The 13,927-nt window shown below is 42.4% G+C and carries 11 protein-coding genes; all 11 read right to left on the reverse strand.

Annotation, left to right across the window (positions count from 1 at the left end):
• Positions 1-359: 359 nt before the first annotated feature.
• The 11 genes from BIW53_RS09605 to nlpI all read right to left on the reverse strand — a co-directional run bounded on the left by BIW53_RS09605 (position 360) and on the right by nlpI (position 13,828).
• Entirely contained in the window at positions 360-1,217 is an 858-nt protein-coding gene (locus BIW53_RS09605) for a tetratricopeptide repeat protein (protein WP_070991655.1), read from the reverse strand.
• Positions 1,218-1,281: 64 nt separating this feature from the next.
• Complete coding sequence (locus BIW53_RS09610; protein WP_070991657.1) at positions 1,282-3,207, reverse strand: DNA topoisomerase III; 1,926 nt, start codon at positions 3,205-3,207, stop codon at positions 1,282-1,284.
• Between the two features lie 162 nt (positions 3,208-3,369).
• Positions 3,370-5,472: a methyl-accepting chemotaxis protein gene (locus tag BIW53_RS09615; protein WP_070991659.1), complete on the reverse strand. Its 2,103-nt coding sequence runs from the start codon at positions 5,470-5,472 to the stop codon at positions 3,370-3,372.
• 277 nt (positions 5,473-5,749) lie between these two features.
• Positions 5,750-6,082 (reverse strand): Na+/H+ antiporter subunit G, encoded by a 333-nt coding sequence (locus BIW53_RS09620; protein WP_070991661.1) that lies wholly within the window; start codon positions 6,080-6,082, stop codon positions 5,750-5,752.
• 9 nt (positions 6,083-6,091) lie between these two features.
• Positions 6,092-6,361, reverse strand: coding sequence for a K+/H+ antiporter subunit F (locus tag BIW53_RS09625; RefSeq protein ID WP_070984038.1), 270 nt, complete (start codon positions 6,359-6,361; stop codon positions 6,092-6,094).
• Complete coding sequence (locus tag BIW53_RS09630; RefSeq protein WP_070991663.1) at positions 6,355-6,891, reverse strand: Na+/H+ antiporter subunit E; 537 nt, start codon at positions 6,889-6,891, stop codon at positions 6,355-6,357. The genes BIW53_RS09625 and BIW53_RS09630 overlap by 7 nt, the downstream gene beginning before the upstream one ends.
• The gene (locus BIW53_RS09635; protein WP_070991664.1) at positions 6,891-8,411 is read right to left on the reverse strand and encodes a monovalent cation/H+ antiporter subunit D; all 1,521 of its coding nucleotides are present in this window, start codon (positions 8,409-8,411) and stop codon (positions 6,891-6,893) included. Before BIW53_RS09635 ends, BIW53_RS09630 begins: the two co-directional genes overlap by 1 nt.
• Complete coding sequence (locus tag BIW53_RS09640) at positions 8,408-8,758, reverse strand: Na+/H+ antiporter subunit C (RefSeq protein WP_070991665.1); 351 nt, start codon at positions 8,756-8,758, stop codon at positions 8,408-8,410. The genes BIW53_RS09635 and BIW53_RS09640 overlap by 4 nt, the downstream gene beginning before the upstream one ends.
• Positions 8,758-11,550 (reverse strand): monovalent cation/H+ antiporter subunit A, encoded by a 2,793-nt coding sequence (locus BIW53_RS09645; RefSeq protein WP_070991666.1) that lies wholly within the window; start codon positions 11,548-11,550, stop codon positions 8,758-8,760. Before BIW53_RS09645 ends, BIW53_RS09640 begins: the two co-directional genes overlap by 1 nt.
• A gap of 279 nt (positions 11,551-11,829) precedes the next feature.
• On the reverse strand, positions 11,830-12,915 hold the full coding sequence (locus BIW53_RS09650; RefSeq protein WP_070991667.1) for a hypothetical protein: 1,086 nt from the start codon (positions 12,913-12,915) through the stop codon (positions 11,830-11,832).
• A gap of 34 nt (positions 12,916-12,949) precedes the next feature.
• Positions 12,950-13,828, reverse strand: coding sequence for a lipoprotein NlpI (nlpI, locus tag BIW53_RS09655; RefSeq protein ID WP_070991669.1), 879 nt, complete (start codon positions 13,826-13,828; stop codon positions 12,950-12,952).
• Between the last annotated feature and the right edge of the window lie 99 nt (positions 13,829-13,927).

Consider the following 13,927-nt stretch of genomic DNA (forward strand, 5'->3'; position numbering starts at 1 on the left):
TCAACACTTAATTTTTAAGTTTCTTGAGAAGCTTTAAAGTTAAGTTTTACTCGACCCTGACTCGTTGTTGCTTTGCTTAAGTTGCTTGGCGCTCCGTGTCAGTGGAGGCGCATTATAGAGAATTCCAAAATCAAAGCAAGCATTTTTTTCAAAAAACTGTAAAAAAGCGCATTTCGAGCAAAAAACACACAAAACCATTCAAAAAACTACGTTCCATGTATGTTTCACCCAACAAATCTTATGAAATTTAATTAGGAGGACAGTAAGTATTGTAGAAAAAAGCAAAGATGCAAACTATTTTTGTGAAAATACACCAGTCGCTCTTCACTTCCGGTGTACACCTAAAGACAGCACAGTGATTAATACAATAAGCTGTATAATTTTCTTCTATATGTTGCAGCTAACGCATCACCATCAGGTAATGAAGTGATTATTTCCAAAAAGTCCTGTTTCGCTGATGCAAAGCTCATATCACGCTTCAAGATACTTAGAAGTAATTCTAATGCTTCTTCTTTTCTTCCCGCGTCACCAAGCAACTTTGCTAGCTTTAACTTAAGATCATTGTTCTCTGGCTCAGCCTCTAATGCTTCACTTAGCATTTTAATTTCAGGTGATTCTTGTTGAGCCTGCGCTTGTTGCAATTTAGCACATAGATTCTGATAGTAAGCATCTTGCTCATTCGCACCTACAGAATCAAGTAACGCTTTAGCATGATCTAGTTTTTGAATTTGAATACAAATATTGGCCAGTACGAGTTTCACACGAACATTATCAGCATCAATATCGTAGGCTTGTTTGGCAAAGCTAAAAGCTGTATTTAAATCATCCGCAGCTAATGCCTGCTTTGCTTGATCTAGCAATAGCACTTCAGGCTTAGGTAAGTGCTCAGCTAGCGCTTTCTTTATTTCATCTTCACTCTGTGCGCCATGGAGCATGTCTACAGGTGCGCCATTTTTTAGCATCACAAGAGTTGGCAACGATTGTAGACCAATTTGCTGAGCCAACTGCGAAGCTAAAGCTTGCTGTTGATCACAATCGACGGTTGCAACTACCAAGTGCGCTCCATAGCCTGTAGCTAAACTCGATAGTATTGATGCTTGTTCCACACAGTCTGGATTCTGTGCACTAAAAAAAGTCAGCAAAATCAGCTTATCTTGATTCTGCTCTCCCAATACTTGCTGGATATTATCTGGCGTTAAATGGATTTGATTACTCATATCTTAATTTGTATTTTTTTGCCTATTTGCGTTTTATATTGTGGCGAATACTCTAATTACAAGATCAGTTAACTGTATTAGTCGCTTTTTTACCACGCTTCTTAAACCTACGTTTCGCAGTAGGAGGTGTTGCTAGTCCTTTGAAGTTCACGTTTTGAATAACTTTAGCAGCTTCAATAAATTCATTTAATTGTATCATCAGAGGATCCATAAAGGCCTGATATGTACATTCTTTGTCAGCAATCTTAGCTAAATATGATTCCCATAGCGCGGTTCTATCAGGTAAAGTAAGTGATTCTGGTAACATATTCACCATGGAATGGCCTACTTCACTGGCCTTTATTTGTTTACCACTGCGCTGTAAAAAACCTCTTTTAAATAGCAACTCAATAATACCTGCCCGCGTAGCTTCAGTCCCCAACCCATCAGTCTCTTTGAGAATTTTTTTAATCTCTTTGTCTTGCACATAACGGCTGATCCCAGTCATCGCACTTAATAATGTAGCATCCGTGTAGTGCAGTGGTGGCTGTGTATGTTTTTCCTGAACTTGTGCTTCATTACATTCTAGCTTTTGTCCTTCAACAAGTGGAGGAAGAAAGCTAGATTGTGTATCTTTAGCCTGATCTTGCTTTGTGAATAGTTCTTTAAAACCCATAACATTGACCTGTTTAGCCTTAGCAGTAAAAAGACCGCCTGCAATAATGATATGTGCCGTAGTTTCAAGATAACTGTAGGGCGGATAAAATTGTGCTATATATTGACGACTGACAAGGCTATATATTTGTAACTCTTGATAACCTAGCTGAGCAGCTTTTAACTGCTTTTCAGTCGGTATAATCGCGTGATGCGCACCAACCTTTTTATCATTCCAACACATCGACCGTAACGATAAGTCAGCGCCATCCAACTTATCTTTCTCACAGCCTTTATTAGTTGCGATTGCCGCGACCACTTTGTTTCGCTGCTGGTAATGCTCACTTGGCAAATAGCGGTTGTCTGAACGTGGATACGTGATCAGTTTATGCTTTTCATACAAACTTTGACATATATCGAGCACTTGTTTTGCAGACATGCCATACAATTTATTTGCATCAATTTGCAAAGCTGACAAATTGTAAGGTAATGGCACATTTTGCTTCTTAGGTTTTTGCTCGAGTTTACTCACTTCGCCTTGCTGGCCTGTGACCCGCGAAGCCACATTCTCAGCCAACGCTTTAAGTAGCACTCGCTTTTCGTCATCCATATACGGTTCACATGACTCACTTGGCTGCCATTTGGCTATCAGCTTCTCGTTTGAATCAGTGGCTAGATGTGCAAATACCTCATAAAAAGGCTTTGAAACAAATTCGCTGATTTCTTTATCACGCCTCACAACTAACCCCAGCACCGGCGTTTGAACTCGGCCCACCGATAACACCCCTCGATAACCCGCTTTTTGGCCCGTAAGAGTAAACGCTCGTGTCAGATTCATACCGTATAGCCAATCGGCTCTGGCGCGAGCCAAAGCCGAAATACTTAAAGGAACGAAAGCTTTATTTGGCTGCATAGCCGCTAAAGCTCGTTTTACAGCTTGAGTATTTAAATCGCTAACGAGCAAACGTTGCGCTTGCTGTTTTTGCTGCATCGTTAAGCCTACAAACTGTAAAACTTCATCTACTAGTAACTGCCCCTCTCGATCAGGGTCACCCGCATGAACAATAACATCCGCAGACTTAATCAGTTTTTTTAAAACACTTAGTTGTTTTTTAGTTTTGGGTTTTGCCTTAAATTGCCATTGTGGAGGGACTATCGGTAGATGCTGATACTGCCACTTCTTAAATTTAGGGTCATAATCCTCTGGCTCTGCTTGCTCTAGCAAGTGACCAATGCACCAAGACACAACACTGCCATCACCCGTTTCTATAAACCCATCCTGCTTTTTATGCGGCTTTGGCAACGCATCCGCAATCGCTCTACCGAGTGATGGCTTTTCTGCTATATAAAGTTTCATTGAAAAAGCGACAACCTACTGTATAAATTAACAGTTATTTTATGTTATCTCACACAAATATGCCAATATATGAATGAGCATCTTGGGCATCCACTAAACAGGCGAAATGGAATGCTCAAAGCCAAACTGTTCATAGTCATTAAACTAACATGATGAATTACATTACTTAGTCTTGAGCAGATTTAGCTGAATGTGTTTTTGCTCAACAAGTTGCGTCATTGAATTTGCCGCTAACTCAACTTGATCAGCTAGGTGCGATAATTCCATCGCCGCATCAGCAATTCCAGTTGTATTGCTATTGATTTCCTCAGTCACTACACTTTGCTCTTCCGCGGCCGTTGCAATTTGTGTTACTTCATTAGAAATGCTCGCCAGCATTGATACCATAGTACTCATCGCTTGTGCAGATTCCTCACAATAAGAAACCGCTTGCTCACCTTGAGAGACTGAGTTCTCAATAATCCCCTCTGAGTGGTTTACCTCATGAATTAGGTTGTTGATCAACTCACTAATATCATTAGTAGAAGCATGTGTTTTGGAGGCGAGCGCCCTCACTTCGTCTGCCACAACAGCAAAACCTCTGCCTTGCTCGCCAGCTCTCGCTGCCTCAATAGCAGCGTTCAGTGCCAATAAATTAGTTTGTTCAGCTATGGCTCTAATTACATCTAGAATTTGTGATATGTCGGTGCTTCGGTCCACAACTTTATTAATGGCATGCTTTGCATCAAGTACTTGTGATGCCATTTTTTGTACAGTCTGAGTCGTTTGCACAATGCTCGCTTCTCCTTTTTGCACTTGTTCAGACGCCTCGTTAGCACTTTGTGCAGCCTGCTCCGAAGATCTGGCGACCTCTGAAGCCGTTGCGCTCAGCTCATTGATTGCAGCAACTACACTGTCTATTTCATTATGTTGATTGGCTACTTTATTCTTAATATTAATCGCTACTTCATTCGTTTTGAAAGATTGCTGGTATGACTGTTCAGCTAAAAGCTTTAAGTCATCTATCATTTTACGCAATTTGTCAGTAAATGAATTAAACCCCTTCGCCAGCGCAATTAGCTCAGCATGTGAACTCACTTCTAACTCATGCGTTAAATCACCTTCACTACTAGCTAAATTTTCTATACGTTGCTGGATATGGGTCAGAGGCTTAATGATATTGTTGATAAGTAGCATAGCGACCACTATTCCTGCAATAGCAACCAGTAAGCCCACTAATATCATTGTTTGGCTCAATGCATTTGATGAAGATTCAAGTTCATTCGCCAGCTCTTTCGCTTGTTCGAGCACGACTGACTTAGGCACTTCAATGAGTAACGACCAAGTGGTGTTTGACAACTCAATGTGAATAGGTACCGCCAATGCAATTTCTTCTCCCATATCCAATAGTCCTTTGCTTAGGTGCAACTTCATTAGACGCTCAACATTGGGATTTGTAACCGATTCACCCAAAGGCCTTGCAAGCTTACTGTAGTGGCTAGAACCAACCACTAAACCTAGCTCACTTAGCAACGTAACCTTCGCTGCGCCGTTGTAAAGGCTACTAGAGAGCTCCTCTACTTGCTGTTGGAACACTGGCAGATTCAAATCAACGCCGACCAAACCAACAAAGCGACCCTTCGCCTGAACAGGAACCGTCAGAGATGTCATCAACATATCACCATATAAATACGGCTCCATAATACAGGGTGCATTTTTATCTCGGGCACACAAATACCATTCGGCTTCCCTCAAACCAAACTCATTTCGCGCATCAAGGTATTTATCAGCTGCAGCCGCAACTTTTTGCTGTGTCACGGTTTGGCCATCACGAGTAAAATAAATTTCTAACGTGCCATCACCTTCTACAGAGTGGCTTGCTCCACCTATAAATTGCTCATCTTTATTGTCATAACCATTAGCTTCAAACTGAGCATACATTGACGAGACAAACTCGTTCTCTATAAGCGCGCCTGAGACCGCCTTTTGCACAACCTCTCTTGATAAGGGTTGAACTTGTGCCGTGTTATTCAATATTCCTGAAAATGTCAAAGGAACCCGATAAGCCTCATTGATAAAGCCTGAAACTTTTTGGGCATAATAGCGACCTTGTGCAGTTAGACTCTTTTGCGCTTCTTCATATAGAACACTCTGTACCTGTGTACTTTGCTTTTCATTTTGTGTGCCCAAGTGCAACCACATATATAGTGTCAATATCATCACCAACGATGCAACTAACACAGTAACGAACACTAACAATTTACTTTTTATTGAGGCGTATTTCATGAACTTCCTTATGAGCAAAACCGGCGCTTATCTCGAATCAACTATAGTGTGTTGAGTGGTAACGGCGTACATGCAAAAAATTTGTACTTTTAAAACTCACCACGACGAAATTGGCGACTTATTACTCATTCTACAAATCTACAAACGTATGAATTTATCCCGATAATACAAGAACATCATAAACGCATTCATAGTGCAACCGTTGCTACTTTTAGTCGTAATAAAAAAGGCATGACTCACATCATGCCTTCTAATAAAAATCTAGCTAGTTTGATAACTAAACATCATCCTCAATGTTACCTTTTCCTGAGGTGCGCTCGATACTTTTCAATTTATGATGAATCGCTGACTTTATCAGCATATAGCCACTAATTGGTGCTGTGAGTAGTAAAAAGATAGAAATCAAAACTTCTTTTGCACTGATCCCAGTTTGTAGCTGGCTAAAATATATCATTGCCGCTGTTAGCAAACTGGCCATTCCCAAAGTAGTCGCTTTTGTAGGTCCATGTAAACGCATGAAGAAATCCGGCATTTTTACAAGACCAATTGAACCCACCAACACAAAAAAACCGCCAATTAACAACAGTATTGAAATTATCCACTCAGACATAATACCTCCTTATTCGATTATGTCGCCACGGAGTAAGTATTTACATACTGCTACCGTACTAACAAAACCTAACATTGCGATAAGAAGAGCAGCTTCAAAGTACAACCCTGTGCCCATACTCATACCGTACAAAATGATTAGCGCAATACTGTTAATGTACATAGTATCCAATGCTAAAATTCGGTCCGGTACCGAGGGCCCTACTACTAGTCGCCATAAATTCAACAGCAATGACAAACCGATCATCGCAAAAACAATCAAGATCACAGTCTCTAACATTCAAAAATCTCCTTAAGCGGTGCCTCATAACGCTGCTTAATGGTCTGTATCAGGGCATCTTCATCTTCCAGATTAAGCACATGAATAAGCAGGTAGCGCTTTTCTGGTTTACTGCCATCAGGCAAAGACTCTCGCCAAGGGTAAACCTCTGCACTCACCGTCCCAGGAGTAAGAGATACCGTGCTTGCTAAAATCGTGATTGGCATACTGTGTGACAAATCTAGCGGTACTTTTACAAACCCCGGCTTAAGTCTTTTCGTAGGACCCAAAATCAACAAAGCGACCTGCACATTGGCTGTAATAATATCGTACAGCACCAAGAATAAATGTCTGATAGCCAGACCGGGCTTTAGAATCAAAGGTTGTTTAGTCCGAAATGGCTGAGTAGCCAAAGGAATAACAATGGCTAATATCAAACCCAATAAAATATGACCAGCCGACAGGCTATTGTTAAGAAGCAACCAAACACAAAACAACATCAAACTACGAAATGGTGTTGGTAACCATGCAAATCGAGCTTCTAAGCGCATTATTGCCCTCCTTCTAAAACGAGGCTTACATTTTCAGCAAAGTTATGTAATTCAGTTGCTGTGAATAATGCATAATCACTTATAGGGCCTGCAAAAACAATCATCATAGGTGAAGCAAACACAAGCAAGAACAAAGCGCAGTACTGCGCTGGATGCACTAAATTCTGCTCACCCGCATCCGCTGGCTTAGCCGTAGTATTGTGCCAAAATAAAGTACTTCCTGCTTTAGATATAGCCATCAATACCGCAAGACTCGCCAGTAAATAAACTGGCCAGAACACCATCACATATTCAGTTTCAAAAGTAGCTCTAAGCAACCAAATTTTTGCCACAAAACCAGATAATGGTGGCATACCAATTACGGTGATCGCGGCCAAGATGAATCCGCTTCCCAACAATAAGGGCTGTGCGACCGGACGCCCAGCAGTGATCCTATCTGAGACTTTACCCCGCTGACGTGCAATGAGATCTGCAATTAAAAATAAAGCGGCACTAACGAGTGTTGAATGAACCAAGTAATAGATAGCAGCAGCACTGGCTTGTACAGTCTGAACAGCAACTAGCGCCACTAACGTACCCACTGAAACAATCACAAGGTTGGCAGTTAACTTACGTAAATCTTGACTGGCCAACACGCCGATAGCTCCAACTACGATTGTGGCAATCGCTAACCACCACAGCCAGCCTTGCGCCATCAAGCTTAGCTCGCCCGCGTTCTTACCAAACACCAGCGTGTAAACCCGCATCATTGAGTACACACCCACTTTAGTCATAATGGCAAACAATGCGGCTACAACTGGCAGTGCTGTTGCATAGGTGTTGGGCAACCATAAATGTAGTGGTAACAATGCGCCTTTGAGTGCAAATACAACTAAGAGCAACAAGCCTCCAATTTTGGCCAGATAAATATCATCTCCTTGTAAGGTTGTTACCTTGTGCGCCATGTCTGCCATATTCAAAGTACCCAGCACTCCGTACAGCGTCCCCAGTGCGATGAGGAATACCGCGGAACCAACCAAGTTCAAGATCACATATTGCAAAGCCGCTCGCGTGTTGTGCTTGTCTCCGCCATGCATTAGCAAAGCATAGGAAGCGATAAGTAACACTTCAAAGAACACGAACAGATTGAACATATCTCCAGTTAAAAACGCGCCGTTCACACCCAAAATCAAGAAATGTAATAGCGGATGAAAAAACGCACCTCTTTCATCATCACCCGCACAAGCATAAAGCGAGCAAGCAACGCCTAATATTGCAGTTAATGACACTAATAATACTGACAGTGGATCAGCCACCATAACGATTCCAAATGGTGCAGACCAACCACCAATCGCATAAATTTGCGAACCATGACTCTTAACTTGAGAAAGTAATGCAACCGATGCACATAAGGTAGCTAAGGCAAAAGTCACTGACGCAACACGTCTGATCTTTAAGTTTTTACCACAAGGCGGCATCAGAAGAATAACGCCCGCCAGCATGGGCAACAAAATTGGCAAAGAAGTCAAATGCTGGATCATGCTTTACCCTTAGTTTTAGTTTTAGAAGTTTCCTGTCCATTTACATGGTCATTACCCAAGTCTGCTCGACCGCGAATTGCTAAGATCACCACAAATGCTGTCATCGCAAAACCGATCACTATTGCCGTGAGCACCAATGCTTGTGGTAATGGGTCAGCATACGCCTCTGAATACCCCAACACAGCCGCTTTATTAAGGGCTAAACGACCAGAAGAGAACAAAAATAAGTTAACTGCGTATGACAACATAGTTAATCCAAGCACGACTGGAAATGTACGAGCCCGTAAGATTAAAAAAACACCACAAGTAACCAATAGCCCTACACAAGACGCATATAACAATTCCATTAAAAGTTTACCTCTTCTTTTGGAGCATCCGCGGTGACTTTGCCCAAACTCGCTAAAATCATTAAAGTTGCACCTACAACGGTAATATAAACACCTAGGTCAAACAGCAACGCACTTGCAAGCTCAATTTTCCCCACTACTGGTATATCAAAATAGTCAAACCAAGAGGTTAAGAATGGACGGCCAAAGAACCAACTTCCTACCCCCGTCAGCAAGGCGATAGCTATGCCCGATGCGATGATTTTTCTGTAATTAATTGTCAGACGTTCTGCTATCCAGTGCGAGCCATGAGCTATGTACTGCAAAATAAACGCTATTGCTGTGATCAAACCTGCAATAAAGCCGCCGCCAGGTAGGTTGTGTCCACGCAAGAAAATATAGAATGAGACAAGTAACGCTAATGGCAACAAGCTTTGCGAAATACTGGCAAGTAATAGCGGATAACGTTCTTTAGCCCATGGACGACCTTCACTGTCACTGGCAGGCATAAATAACGGTAGATTAATGAGTAACTTGTAGATACCTAATGCAGCAATCCCCAATACAGTAATCTCTCCTAAGGTATCAAAGCCTCGGAAATCAACAAGGATCACGTTCACTACATTGGTGCCACCACCACCGGTTTTTGCATTGGCAATGAAAAACTCAGAAATAGAATCCAGTGGTCTGGTGATCATGGCGTAACAAATACTGCCCACCACGACCCCAATTGCTGACGATATTCCAATATCACGTAACAGTCTGATTGAGCTCGATTCCTTAGGCGTCCTTTGTGGCAAGAAAAACAAAGCCAACATCAGTAAAATGATGGTTACCACTTCTACTGTCAACTGTGTCAACGCCAGGTCTGGCGCTGAAAAACGAGTAAACGCCACTGACACCATTAAACCAACAACAGATACCATCAATAGTGATACCATCCGTACGTGATGCCAAATCACTGTGCCAATTGCGCCTATCATCAATAAAGCGGCACCGATCCCGTTGTGCATATCCACCTCAGTAGGTTTCTTGCCTCCAACAAGCTGAGCCATTTCAAACAAAGGCCAACCAGCACTTATCAATACCACAACAAACATCAACATCAAATAACGTTGCAACGAGCCATTCTCAATAGCCGTAATCTTACGTTGGCTCCACTTCACTATGTTGTATACGCTGTTATCAAATACTTTTTTGGCATTTAAAGGAGGTAAAGATGCCTGAAATTGGAATAGGTAACGACGCTGAGTATAGATAAGCAAACCACCACAAACGGCAATACCGCTCATCAATAAAGGTAGATTGAAGCCATGCCACAATGCTACGTGGTATTCGGGTGCATCACCACCCAATACAGCCGAAGACGCTGTATGAAGAATGCCATCAATAACCAAGTTGGGGAACATACCCACTAACAAACACAGCGCCACTAATATCTCTATTGGCACCCGCATATAACGTGGTGGTTCGTGAGGTTCCTTTGGTAGGTCAATCGGATCACCGTTGAAAAATACATCATGTATAAATCGCGCTGAATAAGCCACAGAGAAAGCACCCGCAACGGTTGCCAAAACAGGGATCAACCAAGACATGGAGCCAAGTAATTGTTGATACAAGGTTTCAGCAAAGAACATTTCTTTAGATAAGAAACCGTTGAGCAAAGGTACACCAGCCATCGCAGCGGCTGCAACCATCGCCAGTGTGGCGGTATACGGCATATAGCGCCACATACCATTAAGTTTGCGCATATCTCGCGTACCAGTTTCGTGATCTATAATACCGGTCGCCATGAACAATGATGCTTTAAAGGTTGCGTGATTTATAATATGGAAAATCGCCGCCACTGTCGCTAACTCAGTGTCTAAACCCAGTAGCAAGGTGATTAACCCCAAATGACTGATGGTAGAGTAAGCAAGTAATCCCTTTAAATCATGTTTAAACAAGGCGACATAGGCTGCAAACAACAAGGTTGTCAGTCCGGTTAAACCAACCATAACAAACCACAGATCTGTACCTGCAAGGGCGGGATAAAAACGCGCTAATAAAAATATACCCGCTTTTACCATAGTAGCTGAGTGTAAGTAAGCACTCACAGGTGTTGGTGCAGCCATTGCGTGGGGCAGCCAGAAATGGAACGGGAACTGCGCTGACTTGGTAAAAGCGCCCAGCAATACAAGAATAAGCGCCACTTCATACAATCCATGCGCTTGGATCAAGGCTTTACTTTGTAAAATCACATCTAGGTTATAACTGCCAACGATATGGCCAAGAATAAGCAGACCAGCCAACAATGCTAAACCACCGCCACCTGTTACTGCCAATGCCATTCTCGCGCCCTTTCGAGCTTCAGATTTGTGGCCCCAATAACTGATCAGTAAAAATGAGCTTATGCTGGTGAGTTCCCAGAAAATCCATAGCTGTAGCACATTATTTGACATAACAATGCCAAGCATGGCTGTCATAAATAACATGAGATAGGAAAACAGCTTCGGCATCGAGTCCTTTTCACTCAGATAGTAACGAGCATAAAAGATGACAAGAATACCTATGCCTAAAATCATAAACACAAATAATAGAGCGAGCCCGTCAAGCCTAAAAGCCACTTCAAGCCCCAATAGAGGGATCCAGGCGGCACTTTCACGTAATACATCCCCTGCGAACACCGCTGGTGAAATATGAATCGCTAAAGCCAACGCTATAAACGGTGTAACGAGTGTCAACGCAGTAGATTGGTTGCGTGACAACTTACCCGAAAATGATGAAAGAATACTGCCGATAAAGGATAGCAAGGGTATCCAAAGCAAAGTCATAGATTAAACCTTTTTGTTTCAGTGTCGTAAATGCACGACCCACACTGAGTGCGTGTCCAAATTAGCATGATTTTAATAATTCTAAATGACACGCTTTGAGCACACAAAACTTCCTCAGTTATACTGTATTAGTGTTTGAGTTGTCTATAGTTCCACACTCTAGCTGATGATATTTTAGACAACTTTAACAAACAATTCAGATTATATTCATATCTATGTTTCACCTATGACCTGAACTGTACTTACGCGTAACGTTAACTCAATGTCAGTAACTGTAGACTACCAACTTGAAAGTGTCTCTAATCTGTAACGCTTTGAGTTCACGGCGTTTTGCCACAAAGTGCGATAGCTCTCAGATAATGGTAATTCCTGGTACTGCATGATACTCCAGCTCTCGCTGGGTTTATACGCTTGATATGCGCCATGTTGACATGTTTCACTAGCATGCCAATTTCGCGGAGGCTTTCCCTGAGTAACAATCAAATTAGGAGCAAGCTGACCACTTTGTCTACACAGCCATTGGGCTTTACTCGATGCAACCGCATACTCATCCTCAAAGCCACTAAAGTGCATTAGTTCATGTAAAAAAACCTGATAATTATGTTCCGTTGTAAGTGTCATTACCCCTTTTAAAACATTCGCTTTTCCCTCTCGAGTCATCACCACCAAATAATCCACATTACTGAGTTGTTTGCGATAATCCGTCAATAAACGCTTTACATCACACTGAGCAAATCCACTTAATAGTTCGCCGCAAGACATAATGTCGCCAACATAAAATACCTCTGACAGGCAATAGCTATCAGGCATTGGCTCTGGTTGCTTTAAATATTGTGCTCGTATAGCATCTAGCTTAACAACCCCAGAATAATGGTCACTCAGCATCATCACACGGTTTAGACATGTTGAAGCGAACTGCCAACTCGAATAAAGCATCGTTAGCCCGTACTCAGCCATTGCTGAAAAAGAAAGCTGTTGAGGTAGCTTACCGTGCTCACTGGCTAGCAAAGTGCTTACCTTATCAGTCAAACTTATTACCTCTGTTAGTCTATTAAGCTCCCCAAATGCTCGATGTTGCGCAAATACCTGCTGTAAACGTCGCTGCTGTGCCTCTGAGGCTCCAGCGTAATACTTTTGCCAGTACAAACGGCTAGCATTGTAACGCTTGCTATTTGCAAGCCGAATCGCCCATTCAAATAGCACATCAGGTTTATTTAACACCAACATGCCTCGAATAGTCGAATCAGGTAACGTATCAAGCTTGAGACGATGCTGAGCAAAAAAATAGCTTTGCGGATAAGCTGTCAAATAGTAATTGCGAGCGTGTGAGTCTAACAGCTGCGGATGATGATGGCTTTGTGACATTATCAATACCACAAAGCCTAACAAAATGGACTTGCTAGCTCGGAGCATTACCAGCTAAAAGGTCCAATTCTAGACGAGCGTATTTATGCTCAACAAATTCGTAAACGTTGGTGGCAAGCGCCAACTTGAAAAAATCAATTGCAACAGCTTGCTTGCCGCGCGACTGATATAGTTTACCGAGATAAAAATAGGCTTCACACAAGCGCTCAGCATATTCCTGTTGGCTGGATATACCTTCACCTAATTGTTGCAAAAATTGCCCTTCGCTGAGCTGCCCTAAATACAACTGAACCAGTTGGCTTGACCACTGCTGGGGCTCCAGTGCACTGCTGTTTGAACGCAATTGCTCTTTTGCTTTCAACGGGTCGACTTTCTCCTGAGCCAGATACAACCACATCATTCGATAAGCATCCTCTGGAGCACGCGCCAAAAATGTTGAGAAATCTTGGCTCGCCAACGCTGGACGATCTCCGTAGTAAAGAGCAATACCACGATTCAAGTAACCATATTCATGAGACTCATCCAGCTCTAATAAGGTGTCAAACATATCGTATGCTTGCCCATACTCTTGCAGCAAAGTGTGGTGAATGCCAAGAAAGTTGTAGACCTCAGCCAAATCAGGCTTCATCTTCACTGCACGGTTAAAATCTATGCGTGCCAATGTTGTCAGCCCTAGGCTGTCATAGAGCATACCACGGTTGTAAAAAAGCTGGGCCCGTTGCTCTTGTTGTAGATCACTGGCAAGTAAAAATTCCGAATAACGAGCAATCGCAAGTTCATTACTAAAATTGGACGCCAACGGAACGCTTAGCGGTACATTGATCACATGCTGTGCGTCTTTGTCGGGACTAGATTGACAGCCGAGCAATCCGATGACTAACAAGGGTAAAAAAAATATGGATGTTAACTTCATGTCCTTCCTCTAGTCGCTCTTAGAGCATATGTAGCGGCCATTAAAACATAAAAAAAGGGGCCATACAGCCCCCTTTCACTACTATCTTGTTTTATTTAC

This window comes from Pseudoalteromonas byunsanensis, assembly GCF_001854475.1.
In the GTDB taxonomy this organism is placed as follows: domain Bacteria; phylum Pseudomonadota; class Gammaproteobacteria; order Enterobacterales; family Alteromonadaceae; genus Pseudoalteromonas; species Pseudoalteromonas byunsanensis.

Bases quoted from the DNA above. Each gene is read 5' to 3' on its own strand.
- BIW53_RS09605 (WP_070991655.1), bottom strand. From the start codon at position 1,217: ATGAGTAATCAAATCCATTTAACGCCAGATAATATCCAGCAAGTATTG.
- BIW53_RS09610 (WP_070991657.1), bottom strand. From the start codon at position 3,207: ATGAAACTTTATATAGCAGAAAAGCCATCACTCGGTAGAGCGATTGCG.
- BIW53_RS09615 (WP_070991659.1), bottom strand. From the start codon at position 5,472: ATGAAATACGCCTCAATAAAAAGTAAATTGTTAGTGTTCGTTACTGTG.
- BIW53_RS09620 (WP_070991661.1), bottom strand. From the start codon at position 6,082: ATGTCTGAGTGGATAATTTCAATACTGTTGTTAATTGGCGGTTTTTTT.
- BIW53_RS09625 (WP_070984038.1), bottom strand. From the start codon at position 6,361: ATGTTAGAGACTGTGATCTTGATTGTTTTTGCGATGATCGGTTTGTCA.
- BIW53_RS09630 (WP_070991663.1), bottom strand. From the start codon at position 6,891: ATGCGCTTAGAAGCTCGATTTGCATGGTTACCAACACCATTTCGTAGT.
- BIW53_RS09635 (WP_070991664.1), bottom strand. From the start codon at position 8,411: ATGATCCAGCATTTGACTTCTTTGCCAATTTTGTTGCCCATGCTGGCG.
- BIW53_RS09640 (WP_070991665.1), bottom strand. From the start codon at position 8,758: ATGGAATTGTTATATGCGTCTTGTGTAGGGCTATTGGTTACTTGTGGT.
- BIW53_RS09645 (WP_070991666.1), bottom strand. From the start codon at position 11,550: ATGACTTTGCTTTGGATACCCTTGCTATCCTTTATCGGCAGTATTCTT.
- BIW53_RS09650 (WP_070991667.1), bottom strand. From the start codon at position 12,915: ATGTCACAAAGCCATCATCATCCGCAGCTGTTAGACTCACACGCTCGC.
- nlpI (WP_070991669.1), bottom strand. From the start codon at position 13,828: ATGAAGTTAACATCCATATTTTTTTTACCCTTGTTAGTCATCGGATTG.